Origin of the sequence: Micromonospora sp. WMMD1274, assembly GCF_049179035.1 — a bacterium.
GTDB lineage: Bacteria > Actinomycetota > Actinomycetes > Mycobacteriales > Micromonosporaceae > Micromonospora > Micromonospora tulbaghiae.
The window spans coordinates 6450285-6466050 of sequence record NZ_JBMHMG010000001.1 but is presented as its reverse complement, the minus strand read 5'-3'; the positions used below and the strand labels follow the sequence as shown (position 1 = coordinate 6466050).

Here is a 15766-nt window from a genome sequence, read left to right as displayed (position 1 = left end):
GGGAGCCTCCTGTGCGGGCGGTCGCCCCGCCCCGCCGGGTGCGGCGGGACGGTCAGCGGAGCGCCCCGCCGGCGGTGACCGGGGGCGCGGCGGACGAGGGTCGGGTCGGCGGGGTGGGACCGAGGGTGGGCAGGCCGGCGATCTGCCAGGCGGCGAAGCCGCCGACGACGTCGGTGGCCCGGTGCAGGCCGATGTCCTGGAGCGCGGCGGCGGCCAGCGACGAGGTGTAGCCCTCCTGGCAGAGCACGATCACCGGGACGTCGTAGCCGGTCGCCTGCGGCAGCCGTGCCGCGCAGCGCGGGTCGAAGCGCCACTCCAGCACGTTGCGCTCGACCACGAGCGAGCCGGGCACGGTGCCCTGCGCGGTGCGCTGGGCGGCCGGGCGGATGTCCACCAGCAGCGCGCCGCCCCGGCAGGCCAGGTGGGCCTGCTCCGGGTCGAGGCGGCGCAGGCGGGCCCGGGCGGCGGCGAGGATCTCGTCGATGCCCCGCGAGCCGGGCGGCGGGACCGGACAGCGCTCGGTCGCGGTGGTCGGAATCTGCTGCGCCATCGTGGCGTCCTTCCGTTCGTCGGGGTTGCGGGGGCGGCTCACCAGGCCACACCGGCTCGGGCCACCTCGGCGACCCGGAGCCGGCCGGCGACGAGGTGGTAGCGGGTCATCCGGGTCAGCGCCGGCCGGTACACGTGCACGCTGACGGCGGGCTCGTCGCCACGGTTGGTGACCTGGTGCACGTGCCGTACGCCGAAGCGCCGACCGGCGCCGGCGGCGAGCCGGTGCGGGCGCAGCCGCCCGCCGCTCACCGTCTCCTCGGTGAGCACGCCGGCCACGACCAGGAACGCGCCGGCCGAGCCGCCGTGGTCGTGCAGGTCGGTGCCCTGTCCGGGCAGCCAGCTCAGCGCCCACACCTCGTGCTCGTCGCCGGCGTCCAGCCGGGCGTACCACCGCTCGGACGCCTCGAAGCGCAGCGGCACCGGCCAGCCGTCCGGGTCGGCCCAGCGGGCGGCGACGGCGAGCAGGTCGGCGGGAACGGTGCTGGTCATCGGCGGGGCGTCCTCACGGTGCGGAGCGGATGTGCTCCCCCAGCTTAGACGGTAAAGCCTATCGGTTTAGTAGGTAATACCGAATGCTGGGACGAGAGGCGCGCTCACCGCCGCACCGGCGGCTCCACCTTGTAACCCGGCACCGACGGCCAGCGGACGGTGAGCACCGTGGACTCCCGCTCGGCGTACCAGGAGTGGTCCACGCCCCGGCCCCACACCACGTAGTCACCGGGCGCGCGCAGCACCACCGTCCGGTCCGGCAACTCGATCCGGAACGCGCCGCTGATCAGCACCAGCAGGGCGGTACGCCGCTCACCGGTGGCCCACCGGGACCGGGTCTCCCCCGCCGGGTGCACGCCCCACTTCACCTCCACGTCGGTGCTGTGCCGCACGTCCCCGGCCGGCTTGAAGTGGCCCAGCAGCCAGCCCGCGTCGGTCGCGCCGTCCACCGCCGCGTTGCCCACGTACACCCGATCGTCCATGCGTGCGCCTCCCGTGCCCGGCTGCGCAAGCTACCAGGCGCGTCCGGCCGCGACGCCATAGCCTGGGCGGATGCCCGACGAACTCGACGACGAGACCATCGCCTTCGCCCACCGGATGTTCGACCTGGCCCGGGCCGGCGCCACCGAGGAGCTGGCGGCCAACGTGGACGCGGGGCTGCCGGTCAACCTCACCAACGCCAAGGGCGACACGCTGCTGATCCTCGCCGCGTACCACGCCCACCCGGACACGGTGGCCGCGCTGCTGGCCCGGGGCGCCGACCCGGCCCGGGTGAACGACAGGGGACAGACCGCGCTCGCCGCGGCCGTGTTCCGGCGCCAGGAGGCGGCGGTCCGCGCGCTGCTCGACGCCGGCGCCGACCCGGACCACGGCGGCCCGTCCGCGGTCGAGACCGCCCGGTTCTTCGAGCTGCCCGACATGCTGGCGCTGCTCGGCCGCGCATGAGCGGCGGGCGGTATACAGGGACGGTGGAGGATCCTGTACCCGAGCAGATGCGTGCGGCGGCCGAGGCGTTCCTGTCGGCGCTGGACGATCCGGCCCGCGCCGCCGCCCGGCACGCCTTCGACGACGAGCCCGCCCGGCGGTGGCTGGAGTACCGGCCGCGGCCCCGGCCCGGCGTCACGCTCGCCGGCCTGGACGTCACCGCCCGCAAGGCCGCGCACCGGCTGCTCGCCACCGCGCTCAGCCCCGCCGCGTACGCGCAGGCCATGGCCGTGATGGCCCTGGAGGAGGTGCTGGACCGGGCGGAGGACTGGCGGCGCGGCCGGCACAGCGGCGACTACTGGGTGGCCGTCTTCGGCGACCCGGCCCGCGACGACGACTGGGCCTGGCGGTTCGAGGGACACCACCTGTCGGTGAGCATGACCGTCGCCGACGACCGGGTCTCCCCCGCGCCGGTCTTCCTCGGCGCCAACCCGGCCACCGTCCGGCACGCCGGACGCCCGGTCTCCCGGCCCCTGGGCCCGGAGGAGGACCTGGCCCGCGAACTGCTCGACGCGCTCGGACCGGGCGGCCGCTCCGCCGCGATCATCGCCGAGGAGGCGCCCGCCGACATCATCAGCGCCACCCGGGCCGCCGCACCGGACCGGCTCGACCCGCTCGGCGTACCCCGGGGGCGGCTGCGGCCGACCGGCCGGGCGCTTCTCGACCGGCTCGTCGCGCTCTACCTGGACCGGCTGCCGCCGGAGCTGGCGGCCCGCGAGGCCGACCGGCTCGACGGCGGAGAGCTGCACTTCGCCTGGGCCGGCCCGGTCGAGCCGGGCCGGCGGCACTACTACCGGGTGCAGGGCGAGGACCTGCTGATCGAGTACGACAACACGACCGACGACGGCAACCACGCGCACACCGTGCTGCGCCGCCCCGCCGGTGACTTCGGCGCCGACGTGCTGGCCGCGCACCACGCCGCGGCGCACCCGCCCGGCCCGGTCAGCCCCGGCGCGCCTCGATGAGGAAACGGCGGGCGTACGCGACGAACGGTCCCTCGGCCCGGATCCGCGCGTCCAGGTGGCGCAGCTCGTCCCGGTAGCGGCCCACCGTGAAGCCGGGCACCGTCCAGACCACCTTGCGCAGGAACCAGACCACCGCGCCGATGTCGTGGAAGACGGTACGCAGCGTGGCCTCGCGCAGGTCGACGACTGTCAGCCCGGCGGCCCGCGCGTCGGCGACCGCCACCTCCGGGTGGCGGTGCTGCGGCGGCGGCAGCGGCCCGAGGATCGCCTCGCTGAGCTCCCGCACCGTGCCGGGGCCGATCTGCTGGGACAGGTAGGCGCCGCCGGGCCGCAGCACCCGGGCCACCTCGTTCCACCAGGTGTGCACCGGGTGGCGGCTCACGACCAGGTCGAACGTGGCGTCCCGGAACGGCAGCGGCGGGCGGTCGCCCACCCGCACCACGGACGCGCCGAGCGGGCGGAGGTTGCGCCGGGCCACCGGCACGTTCGGCGGCCACGCCTCGGTGGCGACCAGCAGCGGCGGCGGCACGGGCACCTCGGCGAGCACCTCTCCCCCGCCGGTGTCGATGTCCAGCGCCGCCTTCACGGCGGCCATCCGGTCGCCGACCAGGCGCGCGTACCCCCAGGGCGGACGCTCCTCGGTGGCGCGGCCGCGCAGCCAGTCGAAGCCCCAGCCCTCGACCGGCGCCGCCTCGGCTTCGGCGACGAGTTCCTCGAACGTCCCGACCATGCCCGCGAGCCTGCCGCCCCGCGGCGGCCGCGGCAACGGATTTCGGCGGGGTCAGAACCGGCGCGGACGGGCGACCTCGACGGTGGCCCCGGCGGGCACGTCACCGAACGTCTCGAAGCCGGTCGGCTCGGTGGCCCGGACCCGGTCGAACTGCTGCATCAGCCGCGCGCCCAGCGCCACGCCGACCGCGCCGACCGCGAGCGCGACGAGTTCGGCGGCGAGCAGGACACCCGTCGCGCCCCGCTGCGGCGCGCTGGCCCGGATCAGGCAGGACAGCAGGAACAGCGCCGCCATCACGGCGTTGACGAGGTTGAACGTCAGCACCGTCCGGCTGGTGCGCCCGGCGCGGACGTCCCACAGGTCGACCAGACCGGCGACGGTGGTGAGCCCGGCGGCGACGAGCGCGGCCACCGCGGTCCAGTAGCCCACCTCACCGAGAAACGCCGGACCGCCGGCCACGTCGGCCAGGTCGAAGATCGCGGCGCACACGAACAGGCCGAACGGGAACGTGACAAGCATCGGTTGAATGGGATGCCCCTGCACCCGCAGTCGGCTCTGCATCGCTTCCTCCCCAGGTCGGCGCAGCTCACCAGTCCAGAGTGCTACCCGAGGCGCCGCGAGGCGAAACGACTGTCGCTCAGTTGTCCCGGGGACGGGAGACGGTCAGCACGAGCCGCTCGGCCACCTCGCGCAGCGGGATGTCCAGTGCGGAGGCGGCGCTGCGCAGCACCCGCAGCGCCTCCGGGGCGGGACAGCCGCGCTGCGTCATGATCACGCCGACGGCCTGCCCGACCACTCCCTCGGCCAGCAGCGAGTCGTCGATCTCACCGGCCCGGCTGGCGGCCCGCTCGCGGTCGCGCGCCGCGGCCAGCAGGAGCCCGGCGTGCTCGGCGAGCAGCATCGCGGTGAGCTGGTGCCGGGGGGTGAGCGCCTCGGGCGACCCGGCGTACAGGTTGATCGCGCCGATGACCTGCTCGTCCACGTCGACCGGGGCGGAGATCACCCCGTGCACGCCCAGCGCGCGGGCCCGCTCGCTCCAGGCCGGCCAGCGCGTCTCGTCGGCGAGCCCGCCCGCGATGATCATCTCCCGGCGGCGGATCGCCGTCATCGCCGGCGTGTCCGGGCCGTGCCGCAGGTCGTCCAGCTCGGCCCGGTCCGGGTCGGAGGCGGCCACCCCGGCGGGCTCACCGGCGCGCAGCACGGTGAAGCCGCAGCAGTCCACGCCCGGTACGGCGTCGCGGGCGATCCGGACCAGGCGGTCGAGCGCCTCGTCGAACCCGGCCACGCCGATCAGGCCGGCGGTCAGCTCGCGCAGCAGCGCGGCCGTCTCCAGCACACCGAGGTTGTCGATCATGGGTTGGCGCGTGTCGAGGTTCACCGGGCCGGGGCCTCCACCGTCCCCGCGTACGTCCACGCGGTCTCCCCGTCCGGCACCGTTGCCTGTCCCATGTCCGTCCCTCCTGTGGCCGGGCCCCGGCCTACTACCCTCGCAGACCGCGGGCGAAACCGCGCAAAAAGGCCCCTCCCGGTTGCACCGGAAGGGGCCTTCGGTGCGGGTCAGCGCGACCCGGAGATGAGCCGCCGGCCCACCGAGGCGATCAGCCGGTCCAGCTCCGAGCCGAACGGGTTGTCGTGCACGAGGTACGTCCAGGTGGCGCTCGGCCGCACCAGCTTCGACGAGTCCGGCTCCCAGCCCTCGTCGAACTCGGTCTCCTCGAACGTGGCCACAGTCCGGGTCTCGATCTCGGGCACCAGCGCGTTGAACGCCGGCACCGCGCTGCGGTGGAACTCGTCGAGCGGGTCGAGCCGGCCCAGGGCCCGCAGGTGCACGCCCTCGCGTACCTCGGACAGCTCGGCCAGGTGGTCGGCCCAGAGCCGGTCCAGGTGATAGAGGGCGATCTTGCGGGCCACGTCGGCGAGCAGGTCCTCGTCCATCTCGCCGGCCTTCTCCGGCACCCGCTCCAGCAGCATCAGCGCGGCGATGTCGCTGGTCAGCAGCCGCTCCCGGCGCTCGGCGAGCGCCTTGCGCTGCTGCTCGATCACCTGGCTGTAGCGCCACGTGTTGCGGTGGATCTCGTGGTTGACGCCCTCGGCGACCCGCTGGGCGTGCTCGACCGCGTAGTCGACCTGCGGGTCGGTGACCAGGCCGTCGGCGTTCATCCGGGGCGAGGCCGGCACGGTGTCGCCGGCGTGCCGGACCACCAGGTCGTCCTCCAGGCTGACGAAGAACACCGACCCGCCCGGGTCGCCCTGCCGGCCGGCCCGGCCACGGAGCTGGTCGTCGACCCGGCGGCTGTCGTGCCGGCCGCTGCCGATCACGTACAGGCCGCCCAGCTCCGCCACCCGGTCCCGGTCGGCCTGGTCGCTGCCGCCCAGCCGGATGTCCACGCCCCGGCCGGCCATCTGGGTGGAGACCGTCACCGCGCCGTACGCGCCGGCCTCCGCGATGATGCCGGCCTCCTCGTCGTCGTTCTTGGCGTTGAGCACCACGCAGGACACGCCGGCGGCGCTGAGCGCGGCGGCCAGCCCCTCGGACTCCTTGACGTCGAGCGTGCCGACCAGCACCGGCCGCCCCGCCTCGTGGCAGCGCGTGATCTCGTCGACCAGCGCCTCCTCCTTCTCGGCGCGGGTGGCGTAGATCCGGTCCGGCTCGTCCTCGCGGACGCAGGGGGTGTTCGGCGGGATCACCGCGACCTCGAGGCCGAAGAACTCGCGGAGCTGGTCGCCGACGAGCACCGCGGTCGCGGTCATGCCGCAGACCGTCGGGTAGAGCGCGATGTACGCCTGCACGGTGATCGTGCCCAGCACCTCGCCCTCGGCGGTGGCGTCCAGACCCTCCTTCGCCTCGACGGCGGCCTGGAGCCCGTCCGGCCAGCGGCGGCGCTGGGCGACCCGGCCGCGCATCTCGTCGATCAGCTCGACCGAGTCGTCCCGGACGATGTAGTCCACGTCGCGGTGCAGCAGGGCGTGCGCGTGCAGCGCCACGTTCACCGCGGAGAGCTGCCCGACGTGCTCCTCGTCGTACAGGTCGATGCCGCCCAGCTTGGCCTCGACGGTGGCCAGGCCGACCGAGGTGAAGGCGACGCTGCGGCCGTCGTCGGCGACGGTGTAGTGCTTGCCCTTGCGCAGCCCGCGCACCAGCGCGGCGGCCGCGTGCACCGGGTCCTGCTCGCCGCCGACCGCGCCTGCGAGCACCATCGGCACCCGGGCCTCGTCGATCAGGATCGAGTCGGCCTCGTCCACGATCGCGGTCTTCAGCGGCGGCTGCACCCGGTCGGCCAGGTCGGTGACGAGCTGGTCGCGCAGGAAGTCGAAGCCGGCCTCGCTGACCGAGACGTAGGTGACGTCGCAGGCGTACGCGGCGCGCCGCTCCTCGGGCGTGGACGCCTCGTTGACCCAGCCCACGGTCAGCCCGAGCAGGTCGTAGACGGGCGTCATCCACTCGGCGTCGCGGCGGGCCAGGTAGTCGTTGACGGTGAGCACGTGCACCGGGCCGTTGCCCAGCCGCACGTGCCCGTACGCGGCGACCGTGGCGGTGAGCGTCTTGCCCTCACCGGTGGCCATCTCGGCGACCTTGCCGGACAGCAGCGCCATCGCGCCGAGCAGCTGCACGTCGTAGGGGCGCTGGTCGAGCCCGCGCCGGGCCGCCTCGCGGCCGATCGCGCAGATCTCCTCGTACCCCGTGGCCCGGCCGGCGGCCTCGGTCAGCTCCGCGTCGGAGAGCTGTTCCAGGTCCGCCTCGCGCGCCTCGATCGCCGGCAGCAGCTTCTCCAGCGGCGCCAGGTCGACTGTCGTCCCCGGGCGCTGGAGGAACCGGCGGAACCTGGTCTTCAACCGTTGCGACACACCCATGAGCGGCAACGGTACGCGAACCGGAGCCGATTGTGACCCCCGCCCGCCGCGCGCCGGGCCCACCCCTTCCGGCCCGCTCCCGTCGATCATGAGGTTGACGGCAGTTCGTGTCCGTTTTGTCGCCGCCAACCTCATGATCGACGGGGCGGGGGCGGGGGTCAGGGGGTGAGGACCACCTGGAGTTCGGTGCGGCGGCGTTCGGCCAGGTCGGTCAGCAGGGTGGGGGCCTCGTCCAGGGGGACCACGGCCGAGATCAGGTGCTTGCGGATCACGTCCCCGTACTGGCGCAGCAGCTCCACCGTCTCCGCGGACAGCCGCTCCCGGTCCCAGGTGGGGGCCAGCCCGCGCGGCACCCGGCCGATCTGCGCGCAGCGCAGCGACAGCCCGTTGTGGTGGAACTCCTCGCCGAGCCGGACCGCGTCCGCGCCGGCCTGGTAGAACGCCAGGTCGATCACCGTGCCCTGCGGGCGCAGCAGGCGCAGCGCGAGCTGCAACGCCCAGTCCTGGCCACGGCACTGGAAGACCACGTCGGCGCCCCGGTCCCCGGCCGCGTGGTTCCACCGCGTCTTGAGCACCACGGCCGGGTCGTCCGCGTCCGGGTCGAGCGTGTCCAGGCCGAGCGCCTCGGCGACCTGCCGCCGGGCCGGCGTCGGGTCGACCACGACCACCGAGGCGGCGCCGTGGCGGCGGGCGAACAGCGCGGTCAGCAACGCCACCACGCCGCTGCCGACCACCGCCACCCGGCGGCCGCGTACGCCGTCGCCGAGCGTGCGCACGTCGGCGCCGCACAGGTCGGCGGCGGCGTGCAGCAGCCCGTTGGCGCAGATCGGGCCCATGTGCGCGACGTACACGCCGAGCAGCGGATCGAGGTCGTCGGGCAGCGGCACGAACCGCTCGGTCAGCGGGTCGGCGACCCAGCCGCTGCGGTGGCCGTACGTCATGGCGCCGACCTCGCCCACCGCGACGGCCGGTGTGCGGCTCTCCACGACGCGCCCGACCTGCATGTAGCCGAGCCGGGTCACCGGGTACGGCGTGCTCGCCTCCCCCGGCCGGAACAGCCCCAGCGCGGCGTCCCAGGTGACGTGCAGGTAGGGGTTGGTGCCCTTGACGAAGCTCAGTTCGGTGCCGGCGGACACGCCGCTGTAGAGCGTCTCCACCCGGAACGTGCCCTCGCGCAGCTCCGGCGCGTCCAGTTCGGCCAGCTCGACCCGGCCGGGACCGCCGACCACCACCACCCGGTCACGCATCGACGCTCACCGCCGCGTCCGCTACCGGCGCGGTGAGCCGGGACGCCGGCCCGGTCGGCAGCGCCACCGGCCGTCCGGTACGCGCCGACTCGGCCACCGCGAGCGCCAGCCGGTGGGTGCGCAGCGCCTCGGCGTACGGCACCCGGACGTCGTCGCCGAGGCCGCACACCGCGTCGACGAAGGCCCGGTCGACGGCGACCCGCGCGGCGTCCGGGTCGGCGGGCAGGTGCCGCTCGCCGTCGCCGTCGCGGATCGTCAGGCCGTCCTCGGCCAGCCACAGCGCCAGCCCGTCGGCGAGGATCTCCACTCCGGCCCGGTGCTTCCAGCCGAGCACGCAGGACGCGGCGAGCGTGCCGACGGCGCCGGAACCGAAGCGCAGTGTGGCGGCGGTCACCGAGTCGATGTCGGCGCCCTCGACCGGCGGCGGGCTGCCGTCGCCGTACGCGGTCACCTCGACCGCCTCACCGGCCAGCAGCCGGACCAGGTCCAGCACGTGCGCGGCCTGCTCGACCACCGGGCCGCCGGAGCGGTCCCGCCGCGCCCACCAGGCCACCGGCGGCACCTTGTCCAGCCAGGCCCCGTTGACCATCCGCACCGGGCGGTCGGCGAGCAGCCGCCGGGCCTCCTCCACCACGTGCAGGTAGCGCCAGTGGTGCCCGACGCCGGTGAGCAGCCCTCGCCGCTGCACCAGCGCGGCGACCCGCTCGGCGGTCTCCAGGTCCAGCGCCACCGGCTTCTCCACGAACATCGGCACCCCGGCGGCGACCACCGCCTCCTCGACCGGGCCGTGCGCGAACGGCGGCACGCAGACGTACACCGCGTCCGGCCCGGCCGCGAGCAGCTCGTCCACGTCGCGGAACACCCGGCCGCCGTACGTGCCGGCGAGCGCCCCCGCCGCGTCCGGCGCGACGTCCGTCACACCGAGCAGCTCCACGTCCTCGAAGCCCGTGAGCACCCGGGCGTGGCGTTGTGCCACCCCACCGGCTCCGACTAGTCCCACCCGGCAGGTACGCATCCGACCAACCCTCTCGCCACGACTGGAAGACTGCGGTCACCACTCCCCCCGGCGGCCGCGCGCGAAACGCCGCCGGGGGGCGCAACGCAACGTTCATCCGCCCGGAACCGCCCGGTACGCACCTGGTGATCAGGTTGTTAGGCAAGATCCGGTTAGCGCGGATGCGGGATTGGGAAAACCATGATTCGCGATTCCACCACTAATGGGGGGTGCCCGTGCGGGAATCAGATTCGACCGTCTCACCTGTGGTGGAGGCGTGGGCCACGTACCGCACCAGCACCGCCGACGACTGGCCGGCGCGGCGACTGGTACGCGCCAAGGGCGCGAGCCGGGTCAGCGTGGTGCTGCCGGCCCGCAACGAGGAGGCGACGGTCGGCGCGATCGTGTCGACCGTCCGGGAACACCTGATGGACCGCGTGCCGCTCGTCGACGAGCTGATCGTGGTGGACTCCCGGTCCACCGACCGGACCGCGCAGGTGGCGCGCGCCGCCGGCGCCGAGGTGGTCAGCCAGGACGCGATGACGCGCGGGCTGCCCCGCCTGACCGGCAAGGGCGACGCGCTCTGGGCCGGGCTGGCCGCGGCTGAGGGGGACGTGGTCGCGTTCGTCGACGCCGACCTGCGCGAGTTCCGGCCGCACTTCGTGACCGGGCTGCTCGGGCCGCTGCTGACGGATCCGGGCGTGGAGTTCGTGAAGGGCTTCTACCACCGGCCGCTGGTCGGTGCGACGAGTGTGGAGCCCGACGGCGGCGGGCGGGTGACGGAGCTGATGGCCCGGCCGCTGCTGAACCTGTTCTGGCCGGAGCTGGCCGGTTTCGTGCAACCGCTCGCGGGCGAGTACGCCGGCCGCCGCGAGGTGCTGGAGCGGGTGCCGTTCGTCACCGGGTACGGCGTCGAGACGGCCATGCTGATCGACCTGCTGGAGATGGTCGGGCTGGACGCGCTGGCCCAGGTCGACCTGGGTGAGCGCAAGCACCGGCACCAGGACACCGCCGCGCTGGGCCGGATGTCCGCGCAGATCATGCTGACCGCCTGGTCGCGGCTGCAACGACGCGGGTGGGCGGCGCCGGGGGTGGCGCCGACCGCGCTGCTGACCCAGTTCCGCCGGGGCGGCTCGGAGACGCTGCCCAACCTGGACCGCGAGATCGTGGTCAACGACGTGTCGGTGCAGGAACGCCCGCCGCTGGCGCAGATGCGGCACCGCCTTCCCCGCCGCCGGGTGGCGGCCGCGTGAGTGGGGAAACCCTGAGAGAGGACAGCGCATGACGCTCACCGTGCTGATGAACGCCGGGCCGTGGCTGTCCGTGCCTCCGCCGGGCTACGGCGGCATCGAGAACGTGATCGCCACGCTGGTGCCGGAGCTGCGCCGCCTGGGCGTACGGGTGGTGCTCGCCTCGGTGGAGAGCAGCACGCTGCCGGTCGACGAGCGGATCGCGGTCTTCCCGGACGGCCAGTTCCACGCGTTGCAGCGGCCGTACAACCAGGTCTGCGGCGTCTCCCAGGCGCACCTGTCCGAGGTGGTGCGGGCGCTGCACGCCCGCGACGACATCGACCTGGTGCACGACCACGTGGAGGCGGTCGGGCTGGCCACGCTCGCCGCGATGGGCCCGGACGCCCCGCCGGTGCTGCACACGCTGCACTGGGACCTGGCCAAGCATCCGGAGCTGTACGGCAACCTCGACGGCGGCGACCGGGTACGGGTCAACGGCGTGTCCGCGTCGCAGCTGGCGCGCGCTCCGGAGGCGCTGCGCGCGCACTCGGTGGGGCACGTGCACCTGTCCACCCCGCTCGCGGTCGACGCGGACCGGCACGCGCCGGTGGCCAAGGGCGACCACGTGGTGATCCTCGGCCGGATCAACCCGGGCAAGGGGCAGGACCTGGGCGCCCGGCTGGCGCAGGAGACCGGCTTCCGGCTGGTTCTGGCCGGGCCGGTCGGCCCGTACCACCGGCCGGAGGATCTGGCCGCGGCCGGCGACGAGGCCCGGCAGAACCCGGACGTGCGTTTCTTCTACGACCAGGTGGCGCCGTACGTCGACGGCGACCGGGTGCGCTGGGTCGGCACTGTCGCCGGGCGGGAGCGCGACGACCTGGTCGCCTCGGCGCGGGCGTCGCTGTTCCCGCTGCGCTGGGAGGAGCCGGGCGGTACGGCTGTGGTCGAGTCGCTGTCGCTCGGCACGCCGGTGGTGGCCACCGCCCGGGGCTGCCTGCCGGAGCTGATCGGGCACGGCCGCACCGGCCTGCTCACCGAAGACGAGCGTGAGCTGGGTGACCTGGTGCTCGCCGCCGCCGGGCTGGAGCCGGCCGAGTGCCGGCGGGAGGCGGCCCGGCGGTTCACCCCGGCCCGGATGGCACAGCAGTACGTCGAGCTGTACGACCGGGTCCGGGCGGGCGTGACGAAGCCGCTGCAGCCGGCCTGAGCCGCACCGGCCCGGCTGCCCCGCGCGGCCGGGCCGGCGTTTGCCCCCGCCGGGCGCGGGAAACCGGCGCTTCCCGCGGTGGCGAGGAGGCCGGCGTGACGAACTCGATGGCGCACTCCCGGGCACGGCGCAACCCGGCCGACGGGCGGGCGCCGGTACGCCGGATCGCCTCGGGGTTCGCCGTGCTCCTGCTGCTGCTCGGCGCGCTGGGCTTCGTGCCGGGCATCACCAGCGACTACGCGGATCTGCGCTTCGCCGGGCCGGGCTCCGGCGCCCGGCTGTTCGGTGTGTTCCAGGTCTCGGCGGTGCACAACCTGGTGCACCTGGTACTCGGCCTGGCCGGGCTGGCGCTGGCCCGCACCGTCGCGGGCGCCCGCACGTTCCTGGTCGGCGCCGGTGCGGTCTACCTGGCGCTGTGGCTCTTCGGTCTGGCGGTCGACAGACGCGACGCGGCGAACGCGCTCGCGGTCAACCGCGCCGACTCGTGGCTGCACGTGCTGCTGGGCGCCGCCATGCTGGCGCTGGGGCTGGTCGCGGCGCGGCGCGGGGACCGCCGCTGACCTGCGCCCCGGCGGCCCCGATGCCCGGTTTCACCGGTCCGGGGCCCGGGTACGTCCGTAGTCCTCCGGCTGCGGGAGGCGGCGATCGCCCCGGCCGGGCGGCCCTCCCCGACGAGAAGGAAACGAGGCGGCGATGGTGACCCGGATCAGGTGCGAGGTCCGCGACGAGTCGCCGGTCACTGTCGTACGGCTGGCCGGAGCGCTCGACCTGGGCACGATGCGCGCGGTGCACGAGGTGCTCGACAACTGCCTCGCCGCGCAGCCGGACGCTCTTGTGGTCGACCTGGAGGAGATTGAGGTCGGCGAGCCGCTCGCCCTGTCCGTCTTCGCCGCCGCCGCGCGGCGCGCCGCCGACTGGCCGGCGGTGCCGATGGTGCTCGCCGCTCCCTGCGCCGAGACGGCGGCCTGGCTGAACGAGACCACCGCCTGCCGGGTGGTGCCGGTGCGCCGGGACTGCGCCGAGGCGACCGCGCTGGCCGGCGCGGAGGCGGCGCCCCGGCTGCGGGCCCGGCTGGAGCCGGTCGCCGGCGCCTGCCGGCGGGCCCGGGAGCTGGTCACGGAGGCGTGCGGCAGGTGGAACGTGCCGGAGCTGGCCGGCCCGGCGTCGCTGGTGCTCACCGAGCTGGTCGGCAACGTGGTGCGGCACGCCGGCACCCCGATGCACGTGACGCTGACGCTGCGCCGGCCGTACCTGCGGGTCGCGGTGATGGACGGCAGCCCGGCCGACGCCCGCGCCGCGGCCAGCCGCGATCCGCGTGCCGAGGGCGGCCGCGGGCTGATGCTGGTGCGCGAGCTGACCCAGCGCTGGGGCAGCACCCCGGTCGGCGCCGGCAAGGTCGTCTGGGCCATGCTCCCGGCCAATTGACCGAATTCTCCGCTCTCGCCTGGTTACATGGGCAGAGGGCCGGGTACGCCCGCCCGTCCTGTCTGTCGTCACACGGGGTGAGAAGCCATGCCCAAGCGGGTAGTCACGGAACCGGCACGAGACCGGGGGCCCGCGATCCTCGCGCCGGCCCGGTTCGGGGGCTACCCCGGGCCCGTACGGGAAGCAGTGAAGGGCAACGCGCTGTGGCGGTTGCTGCGGACCACCGACGCCAAGCAGATCGGCCTGCTCTACCTGGTCACGTCGTTCGGGTACTTCATCGTCGGCGGGGTCCTCGCGTTGATCATCCGGGCGGAGCTGGCCCGGCCGGGGATGCAGATCGTCTCCCCCGAGCAGTACAACCAGATGTTCACCATGCACGGCACGATCATGCTGCTGCTGTTCGCCACACCGATGTTCTTCGGGTTCGCGAACTATCTGGTGCCGCTGCAGATCGGCGCCGCCGACGTGGCGTTCCCCCGGCTCAACGCGTTCGCGTACTGGCTCTACTTCCTCGGCGCGCTGATGGTCATGGGCGGGTTCGCCACCCCGGCCGGCGCGGCGGACTTCGGCTGGACCGCGTACACGCCGCTGAGCACCGCGCAGCACTCCCCCGGCGTCGGCGGAAACCTGTGGGTGGTCGGCCTGGCCGTGTCCGGCCTGGGCACGATCCTCGGCGCGGTCAACCTGATCACCACGATCGTGACGCTGCGCGCGCCCGGCATGACGATGTTCCGGATGCCGATCTTCACCTGGAACGCGCTGCTCACCAGCGTCCTGGTGATTTTCGTGTTCCCGCTGCTCGCCGCCGCGCTGATGGCGCTCGCCTCGGACCGGATCCTGCACTCGCACGTGTACGACCCCACGACCGGCGGGCCGATGCTCTGGCAACACCTGTTCTGGTTCTTCGGCCACCCCGAGGTGTACATCATCGCGCTGCCGTTCTTCGGCATCATCACCGAGATCATCCCGGTGTTCTCCCGCAAGCCCATCTTCGGCTACACCGGCCTGGTGCTGGCCACCATCGCCATCACCGTGCTCTCCATGACGGTCTGGGCGCACCACATGTTCGCCACCGGGCAGGTGCTGCTGCCGTTCTTCAGCATCCTGAGCTACCTGATCGCGGTGCCCACCGGCGTGAAGTTCTTCAACTGGATCGGCACCATGTGGAAGGGACAGCTCACGTTCGAGACGCCGATGCTGTTCGCCATCGGCTTCCTGGTGACGTTCCTGCTCGGCGGCCTGACCGGGGTGCTGCTGGCCAGCCCGCCGGTGGACTTCCACGTGCACGACACGTACTTCGTGGTGGCGCACTTCCACTACGTGCTCTTCGGGACCATCGTATTCGCCGCGTTCGGCGGGCTCTACTTCTGGTTCCCGAAGATGACCGGGCGGCTGCTGGACGAGCGGCTGGGCAAGATGCACTTCTGGACCATGTTCATCGGCTTCCACGCCACGTTCCTGGTGCAGCACTGGCTGGGCAACGAGGGCATGCCGCGCCGGTACGCCGACTACCTGCCCGGCGACGGCTTCACCACGTTGAACACGATCTCCAGCATCGGATCGTTCGTGCTCGGCGCGTCCACCCTGTTCGTGATCTGGAACATCTGGAAGTCGTGGCGGTACGGCGCGATGGTCACAGTGGACGACCCGTGGGGCTTCGGCAACTCGCTGGAGTGGGCCACCACCTGCCCGCCGCCGCTGCGCAACTTCGACCGGATGCCCCGTATCCGCTCCGAGCGGCCGGCGTTCGACCTCAAGTACGGCCCGCTCGTCTCCGACCTGGGCCGGGACCTGCCGCAGCGCACCACGAAGCCGCCGCAGTCGTTCCGCGAGGAGATGCACCACGAGCGGCACGTGCCGGAGTCGCCGTCGGCCGGCGGCGCGTACGGCGCCCCCGAGGCGGTGGACTACCAGCCCGCGCCGCAGTCCGGCGCGCGGCCGGTGGAGGTGCCGGCGCCGGAGGAGGTGCGCCGGCCCAGCTTCGAGGAGACCGACGAGCCGGAGGGCAGCGCGCTCAACGCCGAACGCGACGAGCAGCCGAACGACAGGTGGCGGCACCCGCGCGGGCACGGGGACACCCCGGAGAACTGAG

General features: G+C 74.2%; 16 protein-coding genes. 7 read left to right on the top strand and 9 right to left on the bottom strand.

Annotated elements, in window-relative coordinates:
- Positions 1-52: 52 nt before the first annotated feature.
- The 3 genes from ACN27D_RS30505 to ACN27D_RS30495 all read right to left on the bottom strand — a co-directional run bounded on the left by ACN27D_RS30505 (position 53) and on the right by ACN27D_RS30495 (position 1523).
- Positions 53-550 carry a rhodanese-like domain-containing protein gene (locus ACN27D_RS30505; protein ID WP_358176098.1) on the bottom strand — a complete coding sequence of 166 codons (498 nt, stop codon included), beginning with the start codon at positions 548-550 and terminating at the stop codon, positions 53-55.
- 38 nt (positions 551-588) lie between these two features.
- Positions 589-1041, bottom strand: coding sequence for a cysteine dioxygenase (locus ACN27D_RS30500; protein ID WP_091427994.1), 453 nt, complete (start codon positions 1039-1041; stop codon positions 589-591).
- A 104-nt stretch (positions 1042-1145) separates the two neighbouring features.
- Positions 1146-1523 carry a signal peptidase I gene (locus tag ACN27D_RS30495; RefSeq protein ID WP_120570125.1) on the bottom strand — a complete coding sequence of 126 codons (378 nt, stop codon included), beginning with the start codon at positions 1521-1523 and terminating at the stop codon, positions 1146-1148.
- Positions 1524-1593: 70 nt separating this feature from the next.
- Here ACN27D_RS30495 and ACN27D_RS30490 point away from each other — a divergent pair, with 70 nt between their 5' ends.
- Together ACN27D_RS30490 and ACN27D_RS30485 are read left to right on the top strand one after the other, a co-directional pair.
- Positions 1594-1986: an ankyrin repeat domain-containing protein gene (locus ACN27D_RS30490; RefSeq protein ID WP_013476997.1), complete on the top strand. Its 393-nt coding sequence runs from the start codon at positions 1594-1596 to the stop codon at positions 1984-1986.
- On the top strand, positions 1983-2990 hold the full coding sequence (locus tag ACN27D_RS30485) for a DUF3500 domain-containing protein (RefSeq protein ID WP_421500652.1): 1008 nt from the start codon (positions 1983-1985) through the stop codon (positions 2988-2990). Before ACN27D_RS30490 ends, ACN27D_RS30485 begins: the two co-directional genes overlap by 4 nt.
- Here ACN27D_RS30485 and ACN27D_RS30480 read toward each other — a convergent pair.
- The 6 genes from ACN27D_RS30480 to ACN27D_RS30455 all read right to left on the bottom strand — a co-directional run bounded on the left by ACN27D_RS30480 (position 2968) and on the right by ACN27D_RS30455 (position 9834).
- Positions 2968-3720: a class I SAM-dependent methyltransferase gene (locus ACN27D_RS30480; protein ID WP_421500651.1), complete on the bottom strand. Its 753-nt coding sequence runs from the start codon at positions 3718-3720 to the stop codon at positions 2968-2970. The genes ACN27D_RS30485 and ACN27D_RS30480 overlap by 23 nt on opposite strands.
- Before the next feature lie 51 nt (positions 3721-3771).
- Positions 3772-4281 (bottom strand): DUF2231 domain-containing protein, encoded by a 510-nt coding sequence (locus ACN27D_RS30475; protein WP_421500650.1) that lies wholly within the window; start codon positions 4279-4281, stop codon positions 3772-3774.
- A 76-nt stretch (positions 4282-4357) separates the two neighbouring features.
- Positions 4358-5074: a GAF and ANTAR domain-containing protein gene (locus ACN27D_RS30470; protein ID WP_350817200.1), complete on the bottom strand. Its 717-nt coding sequence runs from the start codon at positions 5072-5074 to the stop codon at positions 4358-4360.
- Between the two features lie 203 nt (positions 5075-5277).
- The gene (secA2, locus tag ACN27D_RS30465; protein ID WP_358176110.1) at positions 5278-7572 is read right to left on the bottom strand and encodes an accessory Sec system translocase SecA2; all 2295 of its coding nucleotides are present in this window, start codon (positions 7570-7572) and stop codon (positions 5278-5280) included.
- A gap of 158 nt (positions 7573-7730) precedes the next feature.
- Positions 7731-8819 carry a zinc-binding dehydrogenase gene (locus ACN27D_RS30460; RefSeq protein WP_350816994.1) on the bottom strand — a complete coding sequence of 363 codons (1089 nt, stop codon included), beginning with the start codon at positions 8817-8819 and terminating at the stop codon, positions 7731-7733.
- The gene (locus ACN27D_RS30455) at positions 8812-9834 is read right to left on the bottom strand and encodes a Gfo/Idh/MocA family protein (RefSeq protein WP_421500649.1); all 1023 of its coding nucleotides are present in this window, start codon (positions 9832-9834) and stop codon (positions 8812-8814) included. Before ACN27D_RS30455 ends, ACN27D_RS30460 begins: the two co-directional genes overlap by 8 nt.
- A gap of 248 nt (positions 9835-10082) precedes the next feature.
- Here ACN27D_RS30455 and ACN27D_RS30450 point away from each other — a divergent pair, with 248 nt between their 5' ends.
- The 5 genes from ACN27D_RS30450 to ctaD all read left to right on the top strand — a co-directional run bounded on the left by ACN27D_RS30450 (position 10083) and on the right by ctaD (position 15765).
- Complete coding sequence (locus ACN27D_RS30450) at positions 10083-11066, top strand: glucosyl-3-phosphoglycerate synthase (RefSeq protein ID WP_225319619.1); 984 nt, start codon at positions 10083-10085, stop codon at positions 11064-11066.
- Between the two features lie 28 nt (positions 11067-11094).
- Positions 11095-12249: a glycosyltransferase gene (locus ACN27D_RS30445; RefSeq protein ID WP_151012722.1), complete on the top strand. Its 1155-nt coding sequence runs from the start codon at positions 11095-11097 to the stop codon at positions 12247-12249.
- Between the two features lie 107 nt (positions 12250-12356).
- Complete coding sequence (locus ACN27D_RS30440) at positions 12357-12809, top strand: DUF4383 domain-containing protein (protein ID WP_151012745.1); 453 nt, start codon at positions 12357-12359, stop codon at positions 12807-12809.
- A gap of 133 nt (positions 12810-12942) precedes the next feature.
- Positions 12943-13674 carry an ATP-binding protein gene (locus ACN27D_RS30435; RefSeq protein WP_421500648.1) on the top strand — a complete coding sequence of 244 codons (732 nt, stop codon included), beginning with the start codon at positions 12943-12945 and terminating at the stop codon, positions 13672-13674.
- Between the two features lie 87 nt (positions 13675-13761).
- Positions 13762-15765, top strand: a complete 2004-nt coding sequence (gene ctaD / locus ACN27D_RS30430) for a cytochrome c oxidase subunit I (protein WP_013477002.1) — start codon at positions 13762-13764, stop codon at positions 15763-15765.
- The last annotated feature ends 1 nt before the right edge of the window (position 15766 follow it).

Coding starts and splice junctions, on each gene's coding strand:
- ACN27D_RS30455 (WP_421500649.1), bottom strand. CDS start 9,834: ATGCGTACCTGCCGGGTGGGACTAGTCGGAGCCGGTGGGGTGGCACAA.
- ACN27D_RS30460 (WP_350816994.1), bottom strand. CDS start 8,819: ATGCGTGACCGGGTGGTGGTGGTCGGCGGTCCCGGCCGGGTCGAGCTG.
- ACN27D_RS30480 (WP_421500651.1), bottom strand. CDS start 3,720: ATGGTCGGGACGTTCGAGGAACTCGTCGCCGAAGCCGAGGCGGCGCCG.
- ACN27D_RS30495 (WP_120570125.1), bottom strand. CDS start 1,523: ATGGACGATCGGGTGTACGTGGGCAACGCGGCGGTGGACGGCGCGACC.
- ACN27D_RS30505 (WP_358176098.1), bottom strand. CDS start 550: ATGGCGCAGCAGATTCCGACCACCGCGACCGAGCGCTGTCCGGTCCCG.
- ACN27D_RS30470 (WP_350817200.1), bottom strand. CDS start 5,074: ATGATCGACAACCTCGGTGTGCTGGAGACGGCCGCGCTGCTGCGCGAG.
- secA2 (WP_358176110.1), bottom strand. CDS start 7,572: ATGGGTGTGTCGCAACGGTTGAAGACCAGGTTCCGCCGGTTCCTCCAG.
- ACN27D_RS30445 (WP_151012722.1), top strand. CDS start 11,095: ATGACGCTCACCGTGCTGATGAACGCCGGGCCGTGGCTGTCCGTGCCT.
- ACN27D_RS30440 (WP_151012745.1), top strand. CDS start 12,357: ATGGCGCACTCCCGGGCACGGCGCAACCCGGCCGACGGGCGGGCGCCG.
- ACN27D_RS30490 (WP_013476997.1), top strand. CDS start 1,594: ATGCCCGACGAACTCGACGACGAGACCATCGCCTTCGCCCACCGGATG.
- ACN27D_RS30435 (WP_421500648.1), top strand. CDS start 12,943: ATGGTGACCCGGATCAGGTGCGAGGTCCGCGACGAGTCGCCGGTCACT.
- ACN27D_RS30475 (WP_421500650.1), bottom strand. CDS start 4,281: ATGCAGAGCCGACTGCGGGTGCAGGGGCATCCCATTCAACCGATGCTT.
- ctaD (WP_013477002.1), top strand. CDS start 13,762: ATGCCCAAGCGGGTAGTCACGGAACCGGCACGAGACCGGGGGCCCGCG.
- ACN27D_RS30500 (WP_091427994.1), bottom strand. CDS start 1,041: ATGACCAGCACCGTTCCCGCCGACCTGCTCGCCGTCGCCGCCCGCTGG.
- ACN27D_RS30485 (WP_421500652.1), top strand. CDS start 1,983: ATGAGCGGCGGGCGGTATACAGGGACGGTGGAGGATCCTGTACCCGAG.